The organism is Geitlerinema sp. PCC 9228 (assembly GCF_001870905.1).
Lineage (GTDB): Bacteria > Cyanobacteriota > Cyanobacteriia > Cyanobacteriales > PCC-9228 > PCC-9228.
The window spans coordinates 17,024-36,953 of the sequence record NZ_LNDC01000019.1; the positions used below are offsets into that span (position 1 = coordinate 17,024).

Annotated in this window: 13 protein-coding genes and 1 CRISPR repeat array; of the genes, 7 read left to right on the plus strand and 6 right to left on the minus strand. The window is 43.1% G+C overall.

Going from position 1 to position 19,930, the window contains the following annotated elements; translation table 11 throughout:
* Nucleotides 1-230: 230 nt before the first annotated feature.
* The 6 genes from AS151_RS23185 to AS151_RS22390 form a co-directional block, all read right to left on the minus strand.
* Nucleotides 231-827 carry a hypothetical protein gene (locus AS151_RS23185; protein WP_071515272.1) on the minus strand — a complete coding sequence of 199 codons (597 nt, stop codon included), beginning with the start codon at nt 825-827 and terminating at the stop codon, nt 231-233.
* Between the two features lie 317 nt (nt 828-1,144).
* Complete coding sequence (locus AS151_RS21840; protein ID WP_170861272.1) at nt 1,145-1,291, minus strand: hypothetical protein; 147 nt, start codon at nt 1,289-1,291, stop codon at nt 1,145-1,147.
* A 187-nt stretch (nt 1,292-1,478) separates the two neighbouring features.
* Nucleotides 1,479-1,970, minus strand: coding sequence for a GNAT family N-acetyltransferase (locus tag AS151_RS01330; RefSeq protein ID WP_071515273.1), 492 nt, complete (start codon nt 1,968-1,970; stop codon nt 1,479-1,481).
* A gap of 141 nt (nt 1,971-2,111) precedes the next feature.
* The gene (locus AS151_RS01335) at nt 2,112-2,363 is read right to left on the minus strand and encodes a hypothetical protein (RefSeq protein ID WP_071515274.1); all 252 of its coding nucleotides are present in this window, start codon (nt 2,361-2,363) and stop codon (nt 2,112-2,114) included.
* A gap of 194 nt (nt 2,364-2,557) precedes the next feature.
* Nucleotides 2,558-3,196 (minus strand): aminotransferase class I/II-fold pyridoxal phosphate-dependent enzyme, encoded by a 639-nt coding sequence (locus AS151_RS22385; protein ID WP_211517480.1) that lies wholly within the window; start codon nt 3,194-3,196, stop codon nt 2,558-2,560.
* A complete protein-coding gene (locus tag AS151_RS22390; protein WP_211517481.1) occupies nt 3,132-3,518 on the minus strand; it encodes an aminotransferase class I/II-fold pyridoxal phosphate-dependent enzyme in 387 nt (128 codons plus the stop codon). The genes AS151_RS22385 and AS151_RS22390 overlap by 65 nt, the downstream gene beginning before the upstream one ends.
* A gap of 825 nt (nt 3,519-4,343) precedes the next feature.
* Here AS151_RS22390 and AS151_RS01345 point away from each other — a divergent pair.
* From AS151_RS01345 to cas3, 7 genes are all read left to right on the plus strand, one after another.
* Nucleotides 4,344-6,221 carry a hypothetical protein gene (locus AS151_RS01345; protein WP_071515275.1) on the plus strand — a complete coding sequence of 626 codons (1,878 nt, stop codon included), beginning with the start codon at nt 4,344-4,346 and terminating at the stop codon, nt 6,219-6,221.
* Between the two features lie 176 nt (nt 6,222-6,397).
* Entirely contained in the window at nt 6,398-8,824 is a 2,427-nt protein-coding gene (locus AS151_RS01350) for an RAMP superfamily CRISPR-associated protein (protein WP_071515282.1), read from the plus strand.
* A 35-nt stretch (nt 8,825-8,859) separates the two neighbouring features.
* Nucleotides 8,860-10,401: an RAMP superfamily CRISPR-associated protein gene (locus AS151_RS01355; RefSeq protein WP_170861273.1), complete on the plus strand. Its 1,542-nt coding sequence runs from the start codon at nt 8,860-8,862 to the stop codon at nt 10,399-10,401.
* A gap of 1 nt (nt 10,402) precedes the next feature.
* Nucleotides 10,403-11,008, plus strand: a complete 606-nt coding sequence (csx19, locus tag AS151_RS01360; protein WP_071515277.1) for a CRISPR-associated protein Csx19 — start codon at nt 10,403-10,405, stop codon at nt 11,006-11,008.
* Nucleotides 11,005-13,263, plus strand: coding sequence for a TIGR03986 family CRISPR-associated RAMP protein (locus AS151_RS01365; protein ID WP_071515278.1), 2,259 nt, complete (start codon nt 11,005-11,007; stop codon nt 13,261-13,263). The genes csx19 and AS151_RS01365 overlap by 4 nt, the downstream gene beginning before the upstream one ends.
* An 11-nt stretch (nt 13,264-13,274) precedes the next feature.
* Nucleotides 13,275-14,477: a putative CRISPR-associated protein gene (locus AS151_RS01370; RefSeq protein ID WP_071515279.1), complete on the plus strand. Its 1,203-nt coding sequence runs from the start codon at nt 13,275-13,277 to the stop codon at nt 14,475-14,477.
* 489 nt (nt 14,478-14,966) lie between these two features.
* Nucleotides 14,967-17,600, plus strand: coding sequence for a CRISPR-associated helicase Cas3' (cas3, locus tag AS151_RS01375; RefSeq protein WP_084639328.1), 2,634 nt, complete (start codon nt 14,967-14,969; stop codon nt 17,598-17,600).
* Between the two features lie 250 nt (nt 17,601-17,850).
* Nucleotides 17,851-19,790: a CRISPR direct-repeat array (repeat unit 37 nt; unit sequence CTTTCATTTCCTTTAATCCCCGTAAGGGGACTGAAAC).
* Nucleotides 19,791-19,930 lie beyond the last annotated feature (140 nt).

Genomic DNA, 19,930 nt, shown 5'->3' on the forward strand with positions numbered 1-19,930 from the left:
GGGTCAAACGCGATCGCGACGTTCTATTGATGGAAATCCGCTTCAATTGACCTCCTAAAATATATGCACCAAATCAATTAAAAACGGTTTTTGTAGGGTGGGCAATGCCCACCCTACAATTTAAATGTGGTTTTATTTTGCGGATGAGCTATAGCTGCAACAATTAAAGTTTCCACCGAAAGGAATAACACGTAAAAGTGATCTAAAATAACCCTAAAGAAAGGGATTTTTCAATGGAAAATACGGCTCCAGCACCTAGCCAAATTGTAACCAAAGTCCCCCTTAAAAAAAAACAGTCGTCGAAACGGGTCGTTGAAATGGATGGAGATCTGTGAATTGTTTGAAGAGTGTAGCAAAGGAATTAAAATTATTTGAACCTGTTGGGCAATCTCGCTGAGGCTAATGTTGCGGTCTAGATGGTCGTGAATGTAAGCGATCGCAATTTTTAATTTATAACTGGGCAAACCGTCTGTATAGGTTTTGGGTTCAAATTTGCGCGTTGCGTGTCGTTTGATAATATGAACGGCCAACGTTGATGCGATCGTGTCGGCATACATCCGGCTTTCAAACCCACCAGTTTGCAACTCAAATTTTAATTCCCGACCAATTTGCTCGATAAGGCGATCGCGAAACCTAAGTTTTGGCACAATTTCCACATCTTCCCCATCAATGGTTTCGTAGGCCACCTTATGAAAGAAGCTTGGTTCCAGAAATAAGTTGATAAACTCGGATTCGCGATCGCAACCAGAGTGAGGAGTTATTTGGTTGGCAGAATATATGCCAATATCCGCAGCTTTATAGAAGTCTTCGTGTCTGTCATTTCCCATTGTACCATTTCCTTAAAAATTTACAATAAATAATCGGGTATTTTTGTAGGGGCGCAACGCGTGAGCGCCCCTAGAGCAATTGGAAATTTTCAGACAATTTTTGTTTTTCAGAAATAGTATTTAGTATAGCGAGTTGCACGAAAATCATTCAAGTAAAAGCTTAAAATGTGTTGTTTGAAGTTGGATTCGGGGACTTCGTGGGGAGGTTGTCGGTGGTAATACCATTTCCTTAATAATCTGCAAGAGATAATAGAGGCATTTTTGTAGGGGCGCTTCGCGAAGCGCCCCTACCAGGGAAATTGGAAAATTCCAGAAAATTATGTTTTTTCAGAAATGGTATAAAGTATATGCAAATTATCCCAAGCTGCCTCGTAACTGGCCAATAGAAAAGAACGCGGCAAAATTTTTACGATGGCATCTTGTTGGGTAAAATCTACTCTGACAGGAGAAGTACTATCCATCATTGCGATCCAACAATATGGTTTCTATTCAATTAGGGTCTCCAGCATTTGAAGACTTCCATTTACTTTGAATTTAGCATCGGCTAGCAACGAAAAACCGTTTTCATACAACTAGGAGCTTCAGCAAGTGGACTTTCATAACAAATGCCAGCTTATCAAAGTCAGAACGCCATCCAAATAGTAAGCAATTTTACAGTAAGAGCTGCAAGATCGCTGTATCGCACCAACGGTCAAACTTGTAGCCCACTTGCTTCAACCGTCCGACCTCCTGAAATCCCGCCTTCGCGTGTAGCCTCAGACTAGATTGGGATTCGGTCGTAATAATTGCCAGTACTGTATGCAGCCCGGCTTTTCGCCCCGCATCCAGTAAATTTTCCAGCAGACACGATCCAAGTCCTTGCCCCGTCATCTCCGGACGAATGTAAATCGAGACTTCAGCTGTGAAGCGATAAGCGCAACGTTCTATATAAGGTGAGAGACTGGCCCAACCGACAATATCACTGTCTCCTTCGGCAACAAGGACAGGATATCGGTCACCATGCGCTTGCCACCAATCCTCCTGTTCGGTAGCACTGCAAGGGGTTTCAGCAAAGGTAGCTGTTGAATAGAGGACGTAGTAGTTATAGATCTCACCAATTGCGGCAAGGTCTTTTTCAATGGCTGGACGAATCAAAGCATTCATGAGTCTATTTCCTTCTCAAAGGTTACCAGTCAATTGGCAACTCAGAACTGTTTCCATACAATCAGGTTCTCGATCGAGTGGAGATTCCTTGACAAATGCTAGCTTATTAAAGTTAAAAGGCTATCCCAACAGCAGAAAATTTTATTGCACGATTGCTGTATCGCACCAGCGGTCAAACTTGTAGACCACTTGTTTCAACCGTCCGACTTCCTGAAATCCCGTCTTCGCGTGTAGCCTCAGGCTAGACTGGAACTCGGTCGTAATAATTGCCGGTACTGGATGCAGCCTGGCTTTTCGCTCCGCATCCAGTAAATTTTCCAGCAGACCTACTCCGAGTTCCTGGCCCGTCATTTCCGGACACACGTAAATCAAGACCTCGATTGTTGGCAGCATTGACAATTTGGGTCGCGTAACCGTGAATCGCTTCTGCACGAAGATCTATTGGATTTAAGTTTATATTGATTGGCGTCGCTCGTTTGATTCAAAAGTTTTTAGCGCCTCCAAAAGGGCATGGTTTTCGGCTTGTGTACCGACAGTGATTCGTAGGGCATTTTCACAGAGGGTAACTTTGGACCTGTTGCGCACAATTACCTTTTGTTCGGTAAGAAAACGAAACAATTTTTCGGGGTGGTGAACTTAACCAGCAAAAAGTTGGCTTCTGTGGGATAAATCTCGACTACTTCCCAGTGTTTTTCCAATTGGTTTTTGAGTTTTTGGCGGTTATCTACGATTTCCTTCGCCATTCTTTCTTTGGTTTCTGGAGAAGCCAAGGCTTCCAATATTTTTTCCTGTGCAATTTTCGAGACGTTGTACGGTGGCTTTATCCGGTTAAAAAGCGTAATAATCTCTGGATGGGCATAGGCCAAGCCTACGCGCAAGCCAGCCAACCCCCAGGCTTTACTAAACGTCTGCATCACTACCAGATTGGGGTATTGGTTTAATGTGTTAACCCACGTCTTTTCTGGACAAAAGTCAATATAAGCTTCATCTATTACCACCAAGCCGGGGAAATACTCCAACAACGTTCGAACTTTATCCGGATCCATGGTATTGCCAGTAGGGTTGTTGGGACTGCACAGGAAAAGGAGTTTGGTTTGACTAGAGGCAGACTTTAAAATGGCATCTACATCCGGCTGATAATTAGGAGTTAAGGGGATTTCCTTAATACGAACTTCGTTGATGGAAGCGCTGACCTTGTACATCCCATAAGTGGGAGGTAATATCATAAGTGGGAGGTAATATCAGGCACTCATCTTGTTGGGGTTGGCAGAAAACGCGGAAGAGCAAGTCTATGGCCTCATCGCTACCATTGCCAACAAAGATTTGTTTTGAGCTGACCCCTTTCAAACTAGCCAATTCTTGCTTAATCGCTGTTTGGTAGGGATCGGGATAGCGGTTGTATTGGCTGCTGCCAACTGAGCCTAAGGTGTTTTCATTGGCATCGAGGAAAATCCCCTCTTGGCCGCTATACTCGTCGCGGGCCGAGGAATAGGGTTTTAGCTTTAAGATATGGGGTCTTACTAGTTGTTTGATTTCCTCGATGGTCATTGATTCAAAGGATTAGCGTTTCTATTCAATTAGAGTCTCTAGCGAGTGGAGGCTTTCTATATTAGCATCCAATATCAATGAGATGTCCAGAAGCCATTTGCGAGAATAGTCAATTTGAACTGCTATATTTGCCAATATCTCTTGTTGTCAATTTGTCAATAGAGTGCGATCGCTCAAAAAGTGTATCCAAGTCCCTCAAAAATCTAAATTCACTGAGAGAACGCTTGTACCTTATAGCTGCGTGAGTTTCTCCGCAATCCTGGAATCGTTTTTTAAATGGTTGCCGTTGCCAGCTCCTACGAGCGAGCCTAAAATCCGCACTGTAAATACCGGAAATTTGATTCGATGAAAATAACTTCCTGTTTCGGCTTTCGGCAAGATCGAGCGATGGCGATTTATCGATTGATGTCAAGGTATTGCAGCTGGGAGAGTTAAATATAGCAGGATTTTGGAGATACTAGTACTTAGAATCACTCAAGTTTTTTTCTTATTCTTGTATTGCTTTCTTTAAATTTTGCAAGAAATAATCGGGATATTTTTGTAGGGGGCGCTTCGCAAAGTTACCCTACCAGGGAAATTGGAGAATTCCAAAAAAATTTATTGTTTTTCAGAAATGGTATTATATGGCCGAACGTTACATTTATGGTTACTGTTGTAAAAAATAAAGCCGTCTTGCTACAAAAAAAAGTAACTCAATTTAAAATTTTTTAACTGAATTGGGGGCTGTATAGATGCTATCATTAGAAGATACCCTATGGAGATTGTTGCTTATGAGGAACAGGCTTTTTATGAGATATATTTGTTTTTTAGGATAATTTGAGTGGTATGCTTTGTTTTTTGGTTTTAATTGAAACGTCTGGCAATCAAAATTACATTTTTTCTACCAATAAGCTCAAAGAAAATGTTGGTGCCTCTGAGTTAACCTATCGTGCTGGAACAGCTTGGGTCTTAGAAGCTGTCAAACAGGTTCGAGATGTCTCCAAAGATAACTGCCACATAGGTAAAAATGTCAATACCAGCCAGCAGCAGGATATCGATACAGAAAAACTTAAAAACTATCTTTTAGATAAAAACAACCAGAATCCACCGATTGAAAGTTCGGGAAGCTCTGTAGAAGTTATCATTGCTACTTCTGGAAAAGCTTTACTAATAACCAAAGAAGAGAAAGCAGCCAAAGCGATCGTGCGTTACGTTACCCACCAAGCCACTCGATACGCACCTGGCTTGGATATTTTTGGTGTTATCCAAGAGTTTTACTGGGGAAATGGTGGTATTGTTGAGGCGATCGCAAAAATTTATAAAAAATACGAGACGTATCGTTCCCAAAGACCGTCCCCTCATTTACGATTTCTACGTTTGCCTATTGTAGATGAGTGCGATACGAGCGATTTCCCTGCTTCCTATTGGGATAAAAAAACAATTGACAATGTTCCCAAGCCACGATCGGCTTTCAGTTATAAAAAACGCCAATTCAATAAAGCGGGACTACAGAGAATTCGCAATCTTGTAAAGCTGGTAGTGCTGAATAGCAATACTTCCTTTGGCTTTTCACGTCCACCGTGGAAAAATTCTGACATACCAGAATCGTTACCTTTCATAACCACCTTGAATTTTTCTCGTAGCATTCGCATGCTGAATGAAGAATTTTCTGAGGAAGATTTACAAATAAGAAAAGATTCAAATTCCGAACCTTCCGAATCGATAAAAAGATTGGACTGGTTAGCTGTTGTTCATGCTGATGGTAACAGTGTAGGAAATATTTTCCTAAATTTCCAAAAATATATACAAAATATTCCATCTAATGCTTCCGAACCAGATAGAAAATATATAGATGCTTTAAGAAAATTTTCTTTAGCTTTAGATATTTGCACGGAGCGTGCGTTTATAAATGCTTTAGATGCTTTCTCTAATAGAAGAAACGATAAACTAATTCCCATACTTCCTCTGGTTTTGGGAGGCGATGATTTAACAGTTGTTTGCGATGGAAAGTCTGCTATAGAATTTTCTCGATTGTTTCTACAAAACTTCGAGCGAGAAACGGGGAGTAGCCAACAAGATGTAGGAGACATTGTTCCTCAAGTGGCACAAGGAGCTTCTTTAGGAACGCACCTCACAGCTTGTGCCGGTATTGCTATTATTAAACCGCACTTTCCATTTTCTGTAGCTTATGAGCTATCTGAAAGTTTGACCAAATCTGCCAAAACGGCTAAAAACATTAGTAAAGACCCTTGTTCGGCACTGGATTTTCACGTACTTTACGACACTAGTAGCATTCGATTGGAAGGAATTCGTAAAAAACTAGAGTTTTCTTCCAACAACACTCGCGATAACAAAAAGACATATCTCTATGCTCGTCCCTATGTGGTAACCAGTCAAGAAAAGCTATTTCAAAATAATGATGAGTGGATACGACTGCATCACTGGGATAAATTCTATGAAAAAATTCAGGCTATCAAAGCAAAAAAACCAAATAGCGATCGCCTTCAAATTCCCAGCAGTCAAATCCACGATTTGCGAGCTGGATTGTTTTTAGGCAAAGAGGTAGCTAATGCTAGATATCAATTAATCAAAGAACGCTACCGAGAGCAAGGAATTACCAAGCTAGAATTGGATAACGGTTCTTTATTTGCGGACGATTGGCATTGGAACGGTTATATCACAAGTTTGCTTGACGCTATTGAAGCAGCTGATTTTATTTTATAAAGTAAAGTATTGAAAGTATTGTAGGAATTTTTATGGGTAAAAACAAGAAATCTAACAAAAATAAAGAAAAAAAGAAATCGTCTGGCCAAGGTCAACCTAAAAAACAGAAAAAGCAGGATAAAAAGGGTCCAGTGCCAGTTTGCCAGCCCAAATCTTCTTTTCAAGTAAGAGTTAACATGGATAGCGACTGGCATATTGGTTCTGGTGCTGGCAGACAAGGAGATGTCGATCGCTCCATATTGCGCGATCGCGATGGGTTCCCCTATATTCCTGCTAAGACTCTAACAGGAATTTGGCGGGATGCCTGCGAATTGGTAGCTTGGGGACTCGATGACGGTGCAGACAATGGCATTTGGCAGCAGTGGGTCAACTATCTTTTTGGCGAACAACCCGCACATCCTGACGTTCAACTGGAACGTACTCCCAATCCAGCCACTTTATCAATAAGAGCCGCTCGTTTTCTCCAAGATTTTCGCGACGCCGTCAACGCTCGACCCTTTCTCAAAGAATTTCTTACTTTTAACAAACCCGGAATTCAAATCGATTCCAATACAGGAAGCACCAAAGAAGACCATTTACGCTTGGAAGAAATGGCTAGAGCGAAAGCGGTGTTACAAACCGATGATTGCTGGTTAGATTTGGAAAAACTCGACGAACAACAACAAAAAACAGCTTGGGTTCTTTTACTGGCTGGAGCGCAAATGGTAGACAGGTTGGGAGCCAAACGCCGTCGTGGTTCTGGCAAATGTTCTTTGAAGATTGTTTCGGTTTCTAACGAAGAACTGCAAGCTTGTTTTCATTGGTTGCAACAACAAAAACAACCACCAGAGCTTCCTACCAGTGTAAATCAAACCTATCCCGATCGCTGGCATCATTTGACAGCCAAAGAGGATGATACCTGGGAAGTAGTAGAGCTAACCATTACTACAGAAACACCGATAACTATTACTTCTCGAACGGTTGGTAACATTGTAGAAAGTTTGGATTACATTCGCGGTGCTTACCTACTACCAATCGTTACTAGGAAGTTGGGAAATTTTGGAAAAGCGATCGCGCGCGCAGATGTATTAGTAACTAATGCCACCATTGCTACTTTCAATTCTACGGGAGTTTCTAGAGGTAAACCCATGCCTCTGGCTATTTTCTACGAAAAAGAGAGTGGAAACTGGCAAACCGGACAAGGAATTTACAATCGGCTAGTGGAGAAAGAACCAAGTAACGGTGTCCAACTAAAAGGGATGCGATCGGGATATATAGGAACAACTCACGACGACCAACTACCTGCCTATATAAAAACGGATGAAATTGTTTCGGGACTAACAACTCATAATACCATCAAAGATGACGTTCAACGTCCCGATGCGGAAGTTGGTGGCGTATACAGCTACCAAACCATAGCTGCCAATCTGACCTTCAAAGCAGAATTAAGACTGAAAAAAACGCTAGCCGACGATCTCAGCCATAAAAATCGCCATTGGTGGAAACAAATTAATGGTAAATATGGATTGGGACAATCGAAAAAAGACGACTACGGTTTGGTAACCATTCAATGCCAACCACCTCATGCTATAAAAAATGATGGCAATCGCGATCGCTACAGTCAAAATTCTCTCACCGTTTGGTTGCTTTCTGATGTATTGCTGCGCGACGAGCATTTGCGTCCAACGACCGACCCAGAAGCGTTTCGTAAAGCTTTGCAAAATCAACTCAATCGGGAGTTACCCGAATCTGAAAAAATACAATTGAAATTCCGAGAATCCGAAGAGTTGCTAAATGCGATCGCTCGTTCCAGAAGAATGGAATCTTGGCAAGTTCGTTGGGGACTGCCTCGACCTTCTTTGGTGGGAATTATGGCTGGGAGTTGTTTTGTTTTCGATCTCGAATCAAACCAACCGAAAGCCGAGAAATTAAACGAATTAGAAATATCTGGAATTGGCGAACGAACGGCAGAGGGATACGGTCAAGTTTGTTTTAACGACCCACTTTTAACAGAGAGGTTTCCCAAACAATCTGCCAATGGCTATAGCAACGAAAACAACCAAGGTACATCATCTTCTTCCCCAAATCAAATTCCATCCAACGATCCTTTAATGGGAGATTACGCTAGCATCGTAGAAAAGGAAGCCTGGCGAGATGCTATTCGGCGAGTTTCCTTACATTTAGCTCAAGATAAAGACTGTCGCGAAGAAATTTTAGGGATTTATATTTCAGAAAACGAACAACGTAGTATTCCTTCTTTAAGCCAGTTAGGAAGTTTGCGATCGGTTTTGACGAAGGTTGGAAGTCGGAAGCATTCCGTACTTTGTTGGATCCATAAAGTTAAAGGAAAGAAAAAAGGAGAAAATACTACTTATCTCGAACGTTTGAAGGAACTTGTGAAAGAGCCTAAAGCAGTTTGGCGTTTTTTAGAATCCAAATTGAATGATGTAGAAATTCCTAGCTTTACGAATTTGATTTTAACTGACAAAACAACAAATACTTTACAAAACGAGTTGTGGGAAGAAGCCATACAAACGCTTGTGGAAACTTTAATTCGCGCTCATAAAAGAGCTCTAGAAGGATACCAAAAGCAGACAAATTCGCAGGAGAATGTATCTAAATGACACGTCGAATTCATCGTCGATTGAAAATTTCCGGTATGTTAACAGCTCGAAGTTCCATTCATGTGGGTGGTGCTGAAGATAACTCTCTGGTCGATTTAGCTTTAGCCAAAAATGGGTTGGGAAAATATTATATTCCGGGAACGAGTTTGGCAGGAGCCTTTCGTGGTTGGATGAAAGAAATGGACCAATATTCTGGCAGCCAAGATACCGAACGGTTGTGGGGATATTCTGAAAAACCAGCAGGACAAGATAGTAATGAAGGTCATGCTAGTTTTTCCATTGTAGAAGATGCTCCCATTAAATTGCCAAATGGTAAAGATATTGAAGTGCGAGATGGTGTGGGAATCGATCGCGAATGGGGTTCCGCTGCAGATTACAGCAAATACGACCGAGCTATTCTTCCTTGCGGCACAGAAATTCCGCTCGAACTAACCATTGACTGCGATCGTTCTTTTGATTTTTCAAAGATTTACGACCTGCTAGATGTTTTGTGTGCTGGGAAAATTCGTATAGGAGCTGCGAAAACTCGGGGATTGGGGAAAATCCAACTTTGTGGATGTAAATATTGGGAACAGACATTAAGCGATCGCCAAAGTATGATTTTGGCTCTCAAGGACTCTTTGCCAAATGGTAAAAATCGATATAAAAATTATTCTCCAAAAGCTCCAAAATTGCTACCAAAGCTGACAGTTGAAATTCAATGGCAACCTATCGAACCAGTGATGGTTAAAGCCGAACGCGAAGGGATTGCTGTAGATATTTTACCATTGGTTAGTTCGATAAAAGAAAATATGGCTTTGGTTTTGCCTGGTAGTTCGATTAAGGGAGCTTTAAGAACGCAAGCAGAAAGAATCGTACGTACGGTTGGTAATATGCCAATGCCTCCACATCAGGGGCAATCTTACGACAAATTTCTTCAACAATTACAAAGTGTTTCTTTAACAGAAAAGCTGTTTGGTAGTGCTGCCAAGAAGAACGATCCAGATTCCAAACTGGGTTTGGGAGCTTTGTCGGTGGATGATTGTTATAGCAATCTCAATCAAAACATAAGCCTTCAAAAATGGCAGGATATCGAACAGGCAAAAGACGAAAAAAAATTGCGTAAAGCTCTCGATCGTAGCGAATTATTGAAAGATACCCAGCAAGCTTATCACGTAGCTGTCGATCGCTGGACGGGTGGTGCTGCTGATGGGTTCCTTTATTCTAATTTAGAACCTTTTAACGTGCAGTGGGAACCGATTTGTTTAACTGTCAATTTCAACCGTCTTTCTTGTTGTTTTTTTGAAGAAGAAAAAGATGCCGCGATCGCACTTTTTTTGCTAACTTTACGGGATTTATATCGCGGTTCCATTCCTCTTGGCTATGGCGTCAATCGCGGTTTGGGTTCCATTGAAGTTCGTAGCATTTCTTTGAAGGGGGAAAACTTACCTAGTGGTTTTGAAAATTTGGATAATGTTTGTCTAGCATTTTCGCCGTTGGGAGGTGTGGAAAATTTAGAAGCAGGTTTGTTGGAACGGTTAAATCAAAGTTGGCAACAATGGATTCAAAAGCAAAGGCAAGCGCAGGAGACAAATTGATATGAAAAACACATTATACTACCAAACGACGGAGGAAATTCGTTTGTATGATGCCATTCAAGATAGTTCGGATTTTCTAGATAGCGCAGTGGGACTTTTATACAGTCCCCAGGCTTGTTTCTTAATTAAATTGCATCGTGGAAGAGATAGTACAGAAATAGAAACCTCCAGCGATGTCGATATAGATTTGGCGTTTGTATTTGAAGCGAAAATCTTCAATTCCCTTGCGGAACTAAGATGGCTCCATCAAGATGAAGGATATGGCAAAGCCGTTTTGCTTTCTGAAGAAAACAGAGGTACCATATGGCAAGAGTCAGAATCGCTAACTGCGATCGCAACCATCCAGCAACAATATGTTCTCTGGGGAGAAGGAAAGGAAAATGCCACAGACAGCCAACCAAAACCGGGGTGGAGTCGCTTGGTTGCCAATCGTATTGGATACCTCGATGTTCCTATATCGGAAGTTCCCGCCAACGGCAAGGTTATTTTAACGTCTCGTGAATATTTACAGGAAGGTAGTTACGGAAATGTATTTGTATGTGAAGAAAAATTAATTCATATGAAGCAATCTAAGGATACTAAAGAAAATAAAGGAAAAGAGAAATGACAGAAGGTAAGCTCCTAGTAATAAAAGGGAAAACTTTACAAGTGAAATTTACCAATAAAAAAGGTAAAACAACAACATGCAATGTCAAAGAATCCGAACTATCGGGTGCTTTGCAAAAGCAAAAACAAAAAGACATCAATCAATTAGATGGGGTGGAAGTTGAATTGGAAGAAGTTGGCGGTCAACCAAAGCAAATTCGAGAAAAAGGCAAAGCTTCCGAACCTGAGGGAGATTTCCACAATCCTTATAATTTTATTCCGGCACTTGTTCGGGATAGCCAACCAATTCAGGATAGCGAATTAGGAGATAGGAAGCCAGCGTGTCACGGTTTCTATGGTAGCGATTTGTGGAGTGGCAAAATGTCCGTTCGTTTGACAACGGCTACGCCACTGCTGGTTCCAGATGCAGCCAATGCTGATGAAGTTGTTTCAGTTCACGGTCACTACTCTTACCCAGTTCGGATGGTCAATGGGAAACCCTATCCACCTCCTACTTCTATCAAAGGCATGTTGCGATCGGCATACGAGGCAGTTACGAATTCTCGACTATCCGTTTTTCACGGTCATAGCGATCGCTTGGCTTATCGAACAGAAGCCAAAGCTACTACACAACCTGCTAGGGTAGAGAAACAAGATGGCAAGCTCTTTTTAAGAATTTTGGAAGCCGTTAAACTTCCGCGATACCAAGTTGGAAAAAATTTGCCTAAAGATAAAGGGGAAAGTCACGTTGCCCTTAAATATGATGATGGTTCTAAGGAACTTCCCCAACACGGAGATGCTGTTTGGCTGCGATGGAATCGCGGTAAAGTGAGCCGCATTCAAAAAAGACAGCAATCAAACAAACCTGGTAATGGGGATTGGCGTCGGGGTTGGGTTTGTATTACTGGTGCCAACATCGATAATAAAAAGTACGAGCGAGTATTTGTAGAAAGCGATAAAGATGAAAAGAGAGAAATTACCCGAAACATGAAATCTCTTTGGGAAGAATTAATCCGCAACTATCAAAAGACGCACGAGAAAGAGCTACAAGAACGCTGGGAAAACCAGCAAAAGCCTTTTGAATATTTAGGAGAGGAGCCTGGGAAAACGGCTTGGTCTCGCCATATCGATCGAGAAGATGAAGCCGAATTAAAAGAAGGAACCCTTTGTTACGTAGAAATCGATAGTAGTGATAACGTTACTGCAATACAACCAGTAACAATTTCTCGACGTTTGTATTCTAACTCTCCAGAAGAACTTCTCCATTTTTCTTTGAAACCTGCCCAACAATTTAACAAACTGTCACCAGCCGATCGCGTATTTGGCTGGGTCAACCAATATGGTAAAAATTCTTACAAAGGCAATCTTCGTATTCGTAATGTTCGGTGTCAGTCGGATAATCCAATATCGGCATTTGGCCATCCTGGTTTTCCTTTGGCTATTTTAGGGCAACCAAAACCACAGCAATCAAGATTTTATACGGCTCAAGATAAAAACGGTACGCCTTTAGAACCGGGGACACCCAAAAATGAAACTTATCTTGCTAACCATGGATTGAGAGGCAGGAAAGTTTATCCCCATCATGCTAATTTACCAGAGAACTATTGGGATAACCCGAAAGAAGATAGAACCCAAAAGGGAGACAATGGCTATTTTCAAGAATATCGCCAACCGAACAATACTGACGAACAAGGAGCTAGAAGCAATCAAAATCGCTCCATCCAAGCATGGGTCAAACCAGATACTGAATTTACGTTTGAAATTGACATAAAGAACTTATCCGATATTGAGCTGGGAGCTTTGTTGTATTTGCTTTCTTTGCCGCAAGGTCATTACCATCGCTTTGGAGGAGGGAAACCTTTAGGTTTTGGTAGCGTTCGTTTGGAGATAGACTGGAATGGTACGGATCTACGTCGAGGCAAGGATTGGTGTCAATTTTACTCTTCCCTATATGAAGAAGAAGCTACCAACGAACAAGAGGCACAAGAAGCTTGCGATTGTATAGACAAATTTAAAAATTTGGTGGCTAAGGTATATGGCAACGGTCAAGGTTTTGAGGATGTTCGTTTTATTCAAGCTTTTACACGTTTTACTTGTGGTTTTCAAGACGGTAAACCCATTCACTATCCCCGAATAATAAAAGCACCTAATCCGGAAGGAAAGTCTTTTGCGTGGTTTGTGGAAAATGATAAGCTATCGAAATCATATTCGCTGGATTTTCTTGAAGGCGATCGTGGTTTACCTATTTTAGAGGAAACAAAACAGGACCAAAAGTAAGGAATTTTAAAATGATTCAATCAAAACCACACACCCTAATTTGCACGCTAGGTACGAGTCTTTTTAAGCCAAATTTATACAATTTACCTGGAAAAGATCGATACAATGAATGGATTCATAGGCAGCCCGAATCAGATCGCCAATTTCTAAATGCCGATCTTATAGAAGACTTAAAAGAAAATTTAAAACAAGAAAATTGGCAAAATATTGCGTTTACTTTAAATAGAATTCCCGGATCTGTAAGATTGTGTGGTGCTGAAATTAACTCAATAACTGATTTAATTGAAAGAGGGTATTGTACACCCGATTGTACGCTAGTATTTTGCCACTCCGATACGACGGAAGGATGGCGAATTGCTAAAATTCTAGAAAACTACTATCAGTTGAAAGGGCATCACGTACAACAATTACAGAGAATCCAGGGGTTACAGGATGAAAATCCAAAAATATTTCGGACAAAAGGTCTTAGAGAATTGTCAAAACATGTATGTAGGATTATAAAAGAAACAGGTTCTTCAAATTTTTGTGCGATTAACGCCACAGGAGGATATAAAGCTCAGATTGCCATTGCTGTATTGATGGGTCAAGCCTTGGAAGTTCCAGTATACTACAAACATGAAAAATTTAGTGAAATCATTGGTTTTCCTCCCATGCCTATCAGTCTTGATTTTAACCTCTGGTTAGAAAAAAGCGGTCTACTAGGACAACTTAACCGTAAAGAAATTATAGCTTGGGACCAATATGAAATTGAAGAAGATTGGAATGAAAAAATGGAATCTCTTGTAGAAAGAGTGGAAAACGATGGTAAAACCGACTGCTTAGAACTTTCTCCTACAGGACAAATTTTCTATGAAACCTTTAAAGGGCGCTTTTCATCCCAACGGGATGAAATTTTACCCCCTAAACTCCCTAAATCTCAGAAATATAAGCCCAAGTTATCTCATCATAATTGGGGAAATGCGAGGGAGAAAATTTTAAAATTTTTACAGAAAATCACGGATGAGTGTGCTTACGTACGTTCTTGTCAAACTGAATATTGGAATAAAGATTTATCATCTCCAACTTTATTTCGACTAAAGGGAGAGGATATCCAGGGAGTTTTTAGTGATGGTACGTGGACTGTAAAGTTTACTGTTGATACTTCTGCCAACACAATGGGTCAACGTCTAGCATGTATAGCGGATTTAAACGAACGAGTAGAAAATTGGATTTAAACAAACTAGTTAACTGTTTTGTATTCAATTTTTTTATTGCTTTTCGCATCGTTCGCTTGCCCTGAAATTGATTTTCAAAACCACCTCTGGTGGCGGGTCTCGATCGCGCTTGAAGTCAAGTTGGCCGCGAATTGGGGTTTGTTTTGAAAGTAGAAGCAACTCTCGGGTTCCACAGCAGCTTGCTGGCTTTCTCGTTTCCAAGTTGTCGAACCCAAACATTTATAGTCCAATCACAAAATTTCGACGATGTCTTGAATCGCGATCGCTTCTTTGTCGTACTCGCATTCTGGCAGAGGAGTTATCATTTCTAAAGTTCCCCGTGGCGTTTCGCGACCCCCCCCACTCTGGCTGCGCGGGTTTCTCCCAAATCTCGAAGTAGACTTTCAAATTGTTATCAGGTAATCTGGCGTAAGAGGACGCGATCGCTACGGCGTTGGATAAGTGGCATATTGTTTTGAGAAACGTTGAAAATCTAGTTGTACGATCGCCATGACCATCGAACGCGACTTTCAAACCCTCACTGGCTTTTCCCCACGACAGTTTCAACAGGAAACAATCGCGCATTTGCTCGATCGCCAAAATGTCATTTTACGCGCGCCGACGGGGTCGGGAAAAACAGAAACCGCGATCGCACCTTTTTTATTTGCCAAAACCCGACAGTGGGCGTTTCCGCAAAAACTGATTTATGCGGTTCCCTTGCGGACCCTGGCGAATAGTTTGCGTCAGAGAAGCGATCGCTTGGTACAACAATGGATGCAAACCCATCCCCTATCTCGAACGCCGGTGGTGACGCTGCAAACCGGCGAAAATCCAGAAGACCCTCGGTTTGAGGGAGATATTGTGTTTTGTACCATCGACCAGATGTTGAGCAGTTTTTTGAATATTCCTTATTCGGTGGGGAGGGGATCGGCGAATGTGAATGCGGGAGCGATGTTTGCTTCCTATTTGGTGTTTGACGAGTTGCATTTACTCGACCCCAAGCGCGCGTTTGCGACGCTGTTGAAGGTATTGCAAGAGGTTCGGGGGATTTCGCCGTTTCTGTTGATGACGGCAACAATGACGGATGATGTCATCGAACAGGTGGGATGGGAAGCTGGGGTGGCAGCGACGTTGCAGGCGGTGAAGGTGAGAGATGGAGATTTGGCCAATATTGAAGGCGATCGCGCGCGTACGTTCGAGGCTGTGTCGCAACCACTGACGGCGCAGCGGCTTTTAGAAGATATCCGCCAGCAGCAACGCCGCCGGGTTTTGGTAATTTGCAATACGGTTTCCCAAGCGCAGGGGATGTATCGGGATTTGATGGATATTGTCGGTGGGGAAGAACTAACGGTAACTTTGCTACACGCGCGTTTTTTACCGGAAGACCGCGCCAGCAAAGAAGCCTATCTGACGGAAACCTTTGCACGCAACTGGCGAGATGAAGGCAAGTGCGAGGTTTTGATTTCTACGCAGGCAATTGAGGCGGGGATTGATATTACTTGCGAAGCGATGCATACTCATTTATGTCCCATGAGCTCTTTGTTGCAGCGTGCGGGTCGTTGCGCGCGGTATGCTGGCGAGAAGGGAACGGTGTTTGTTTATCGGTCGTTTCAACTGGCATCTGGGGAAGGGGAAGAGACATCGACCAAGGAATCGTTTTTGCCGTATTCGGCGGAACTTTGCGATCGCACTTGGGAGGTTTTGCAGGCAAACAGCCCGATAGCGGTGGGGTTTCGCCAGGAGGAAGCTTGGATCGACCAAGTTCATTCTTACCAAACCCAGTTGCAAGCGCAGCAGCGAAACAGCGATCGCGCTGAGTTCGAACAAAAGTACCAGGCAGCCATTTGGCGCGGCGATCGCCATACGGCAAGCGATTTGATTCGTTGGGTGGATAGTCGCAGCGTGTTTGTGTGGGAGGAGGCGGGAGCAATTATTGATTTTGACAGCGAACCGGAAGAGGTGGACCCCAAAACGTTGCAGCCGTTTTCGCTACCAAGGACAACGCTGGCAGGGATTTGGCGGCGGTTTCAGGATATGGGGTTTGGTGGGGATTGGTTGTTCAAACGCATAACATTGCCCCAGGGGAAGGATGCGGAAAGTTACCGCCAGCCAATTTGCGATCGCGTGAGTTCGCTAACGGAGTTGATCGGGAGTGTGTGGCTGTTGGCGAATCCTCGTTATGTTTACTACGACAGTGAGATTGGGTTGCTTTTGGGTGAGGAAGGGAATTGCTTTCAATCTCCTACCAAACGCGATCGCGCTAAGGTCAGCGAGTACCGCTACCGGATGGATACCTATGTGGGACATTTGGGAAATATGTGGCAGTGCTGGCAGCGGACGTTTTCTGGGACGCGGATTGCGAACGGTACGCCGGTGGCGACGCGGTATGCCAGCGTTCGCGAGGAGTTGCTGGCAGCGGGAGGACGCTATTTGCAAAAGCGGATTTTTCCGGGGATGGCTTCGCAAGAGGCGACGGCGTTGTTTGAGTATTTGGTGTTTTTGGCCATTTTTACCCACGATTTGGGCAAGTTGCAGGTAAGCTGGCAAAAGGTGGTTCGGGGATGGCAGAAGTACGCGCATGGGGAATTTGGCGGTCAAAACCCGCGATCGCATTTGCTGGCGCATACGGATTACAACCCTACAGATAGGCAGCAGCGCGATGCCAAGGGGAGAACCCAAAAGCAGGCGTGGCAGGACTATCAAAAGAAATATCGGCGTCCTCCCCATGCGGTGGAAAGTGCCTATTTGGCGCAGGAGATTCTGGCGCAGTCGTTGTGGCCGGTATTGCGCGATCGCTTTGGTGCGGATGAGGCACAATGTTGGTATCTTGGCTATATTATTATGCTAGCGGCGGGTCGCCACCATTCGGCGTGGGCGCGGGGATGGACGAGTCAAGATTTGGCATCGGCGGGGAAGTTGGTGTTGCATTCGCAGGCGCAAGAGGCGATCGCGCAAAGTTGGCGTCGCTTGGTGCGGGATTTGCGGTTGGTGGGAGAGGAGGCGAATTTGAGCAAAAGGGAATATCGGATGCGAGAGTTTTTGTTAACCCATCTGGAGGAGGAGCAACGGACGGAGTATTTACAATTGTACTGGTTGGTGGTGCGGGGATTGCGGTTGTGCGATGGGCGATCGGTGAGCGATTGATTTTTTCTCTAGACAGACAGGGATGGTTGTCCTATAATAAAAATAATTTCCGACGAACCTAAGCGGAGGCAAAAACCCCGGGGGGTTCGTCAGAAACGCCAGAACCTAGACAATTCAATCGTTTCAGCAGTTTCAGTCGGAGCCTTGTTGAGAAAAGGGTGCCTTTGTTGCTTCTCAAGAAGCGTTTTTATTGAACCTCGTCGGAACGGGGTCTGAAATCCTTATTTCACAAGCTCTGCGAGCGTCAGCTCTTTCATTTCCTTTAATCCCCGTAAGGGGACTGAAACTTCAGTGGACGCAAAAAACCTGGAACCCCGTTACCGGCTTTCATTTCCTTTAATCCCCGTAAGGGGACTGAAACATCAAAACGTTAGCCAAAATAGATAGTACACTCATGCTTTCATTTCCTTTAATCCCCGTAAGGGGACTGAAACATATGATAGTCTTGGCGAGTTTAGGAACAACGTTATGCTTTCATTTCCTTTAATCCCCGTAAGGGGACTGAAACTTTAAATGATAAACAAGCACAAATCGATACGATTGAACTTTCATTTCCTTTAATCCCCGTAAGGGGACTGAAACTCTAATATTCATTTTCTATTTGCTTTACTTTCGCCCGCTTTCATTTCCTTTAATCCCCGTAAGGGGACTGAAACGTCAGAGAGCCACCCAACAAGCGCAAGCGCTTCTTCCTTTCATTTCCTTTAATCCCCGTAAGGGGACTGAAACAGCTTTTCACTCAAGATAATAGAATTGTCTTGGGGGCTTTCATTTCCTTTAATCCCCGTAAGGGGACTGAAACACAACTAACGGGTGTCTAGCGTGCTTAGGACCACTTTCTTTCATTTCCTTTAATCCCCGTAAGGGGACTGAAACTAGCAGAATCTTTTAATGACTTAACTGCTATTGGTCTTTCATTTCCTTTAATCCCCGTAAGGGGACTGAAACATAACCTGCTAATCCAGACAGCAAAACGTCTGGCTTTCATTTCCTTTAATCCCCGTAAGGGGACTGAAACAATTAACAGGCACTAGCCGAACAGCTTTCTATGCTTCTTTCATTTCCTTTAATCCCCGTAAGGGGACTGAAACGTACACCGATATCCCACGGAAAAGGGTGGTAAGCCCTTTCATTTCCTTTAATCCCCGTAAGGGGACTGAAACTTTTAGCGATGAGTTGGTTTTCAAACTGGGTATCTACTTTCATTTCCTTTAATCCCCGTAAGGGGACTGAAACGTTCATTTCCCGCAAATCACAACGATGGTGATTGTTCTTTCATTTCCTTTAATCCCCGTAAGGGGACTGAAACTTTTACAGGGGTTTAGTAACGCGCCTCGGACCAAATATCTTTCATTTCCTTTAATCCCCGTAAGGGGACTGAAACAAAAAGTCAGTTTTGGAAACAAACCGCGAGAAGTTTTTGCCCTTTCATTTCCTTTAATCCCCGTAAGGGGACTGAAACAACGACTGAGTCGCCACTATCGAAATATTTGATTTCTGCTTTCATTTCCTTTAATCCCCGTAAGGGGACTGAAACAAATAACCAAGACAGAAAGTTTTCCATTTCTTCTTCTCTTTCATTTCCTTGAATCCCCGTAAGGGGACTGAAACTCCCACCCGTCGTACCAACAATCCTTCACAGCGGTCTTTCATTTCCTTTAATCCCCGTAAGGGGACTGAAACTTTATTTCTTTTAAATAGGTATCCAAAGCCCGGCTTTCATTTCCTTTAATCCCCGTAAGGGGACTGAAACACTTGTGGTGCCTTTCACCTCAACATCTACTTTTGGTCTTTCATTTCCTTTAATCCCCGTAAGGGGACTGAAACAGGTCTTTGGCGATTCTGAATTCTCTAATCAATCTTCTTTCATTTCCTTTAATCCCCGTAAGGGGACTGAAACACCAAGCAAGCGCTAAACCGCAAAACGCGCTTGATCTTTCATTTCCTTTAATCCCCGTAAGGGGACTGAAACTCTTCCTTTAGTAGGAAGCACCCAATAGTACTCGTCTCTTTCATTTCCTTTAATCCCCGTAAGGGGACTGAAACTCTCTCTAAGCTTGCGTGCGATCGCCGCACTATTTCTTTCATTTCCTTTAATCCCCGTAAGGGGACTGAAACAAACAAGTGACCGCACCAACACAAGCCGAAGTTTTCTTTCATTTCCTTTAATCCCCGTAAGGGGACTGAAAAGTTGTTTCGGCAGGTAATGAGAACTTCCTCAGCAGTTACGAGTGTGAGTCAGGAGTTTGAAAGCCCTGACTTTTTAAAGCAGGGATGAAAAGCGACCCGTGCGGCTTTAGCCGCCGTCAAAATCAAGTTGATGTGCTAGA

Excerpts from the sequence above, each read along its gene's own strand:
- AS151_RS01345 (WP_071515275.1), top strand. The coding sequence starts at position 4,344 with ATGCTTTGTTTTTTGGTTTTAATTGAAACGTCTGGCAATCAAAATTAC.
- AS151_RS01370 (WP_071515279.1), top strand. The coding sequence starts at position 13,275 with ATGATTCAATCAAAACCACACACCCTAATTTGCACGCTAGGTACGAGT.
- AS151_RS01335 (WP_071515274.1), bottom strand. The coding sequence starts at position 2,363 with ATGCTGCCAACAATCGAGGTCTTGATTTACGTGTGTCCGGAAATGACG.
- AS151_RS22390 (WP_211517481.1), bottom strand. The coding sequence starts at position 3,518 with ATGACCATCGAGGAAATCAAACAACTAGTAAGACCCCATATCTTAAAG.
- AS151_RS01365 (WP_071515278.1), top strand. The coding sequence starts at position 11,005 with ATGACAGAAGGTAAGCTCCTAGTAATAAAAGGGAAAACTTTACAAGTG.
- AS151_RS21840 (WP_170861272.1), bottom strand. The coding sequence starts at position 1,291 with ATGATGGATAGTACTTCTCCTGTCAGAGTAGATTTTACCCAACAAGAT.
- csx19 (WP_071515277.1), top strand. The coding sequence starts at position 10,403 with ATGAAAAACACATTATACTACCAAACGACGGAGGAAATTCGTTTGTAT.
- AS151_RS01330 (WP_071515273.1), bottom strand. The coding sequence starts at position 1,970 with ATGAATGCTTTGATTCGTCCAGCCATTGAAAAAGACCTTGCCGCAATT.
- AS151_RS01350 (WP_071515282.1), top strand. The coding sequence starts at position 6,398 with ATGGATAGCGACTGGCATATTGGTTCTGGTGCTGGCAGACAAGGAGAT.
- cas3 (WP_084639328.1), top strand. The coding sequence starts at position 14,967 with ATGACCATCGAACGCGACTTTCAAACCCTCACTGGCTTTTCCCCACGA.
- AS151_RS01355 (WP_170861273.1), top strand. The coding sequence starts at position 8,860 with ATGTTAACAGCTCGAAGTTCCATTCATGTGGGTGGTGCTGAAGATAAC.
- AS151_RS22385 (WP_211517480.1), bottom strand. The coding sequence starts at position 3,196 with ATGATATTACCTCCCACTTATGGGATGTACAAGGTCAGCGCTTCCATC.
- AS151_RS23185 (WP_071515272.1), bottom strand. The coding sequence starts at position 827 with ATGGGAAATGACAGACACGAAGACTTCTATAAAGCTGCGGATATTGGC.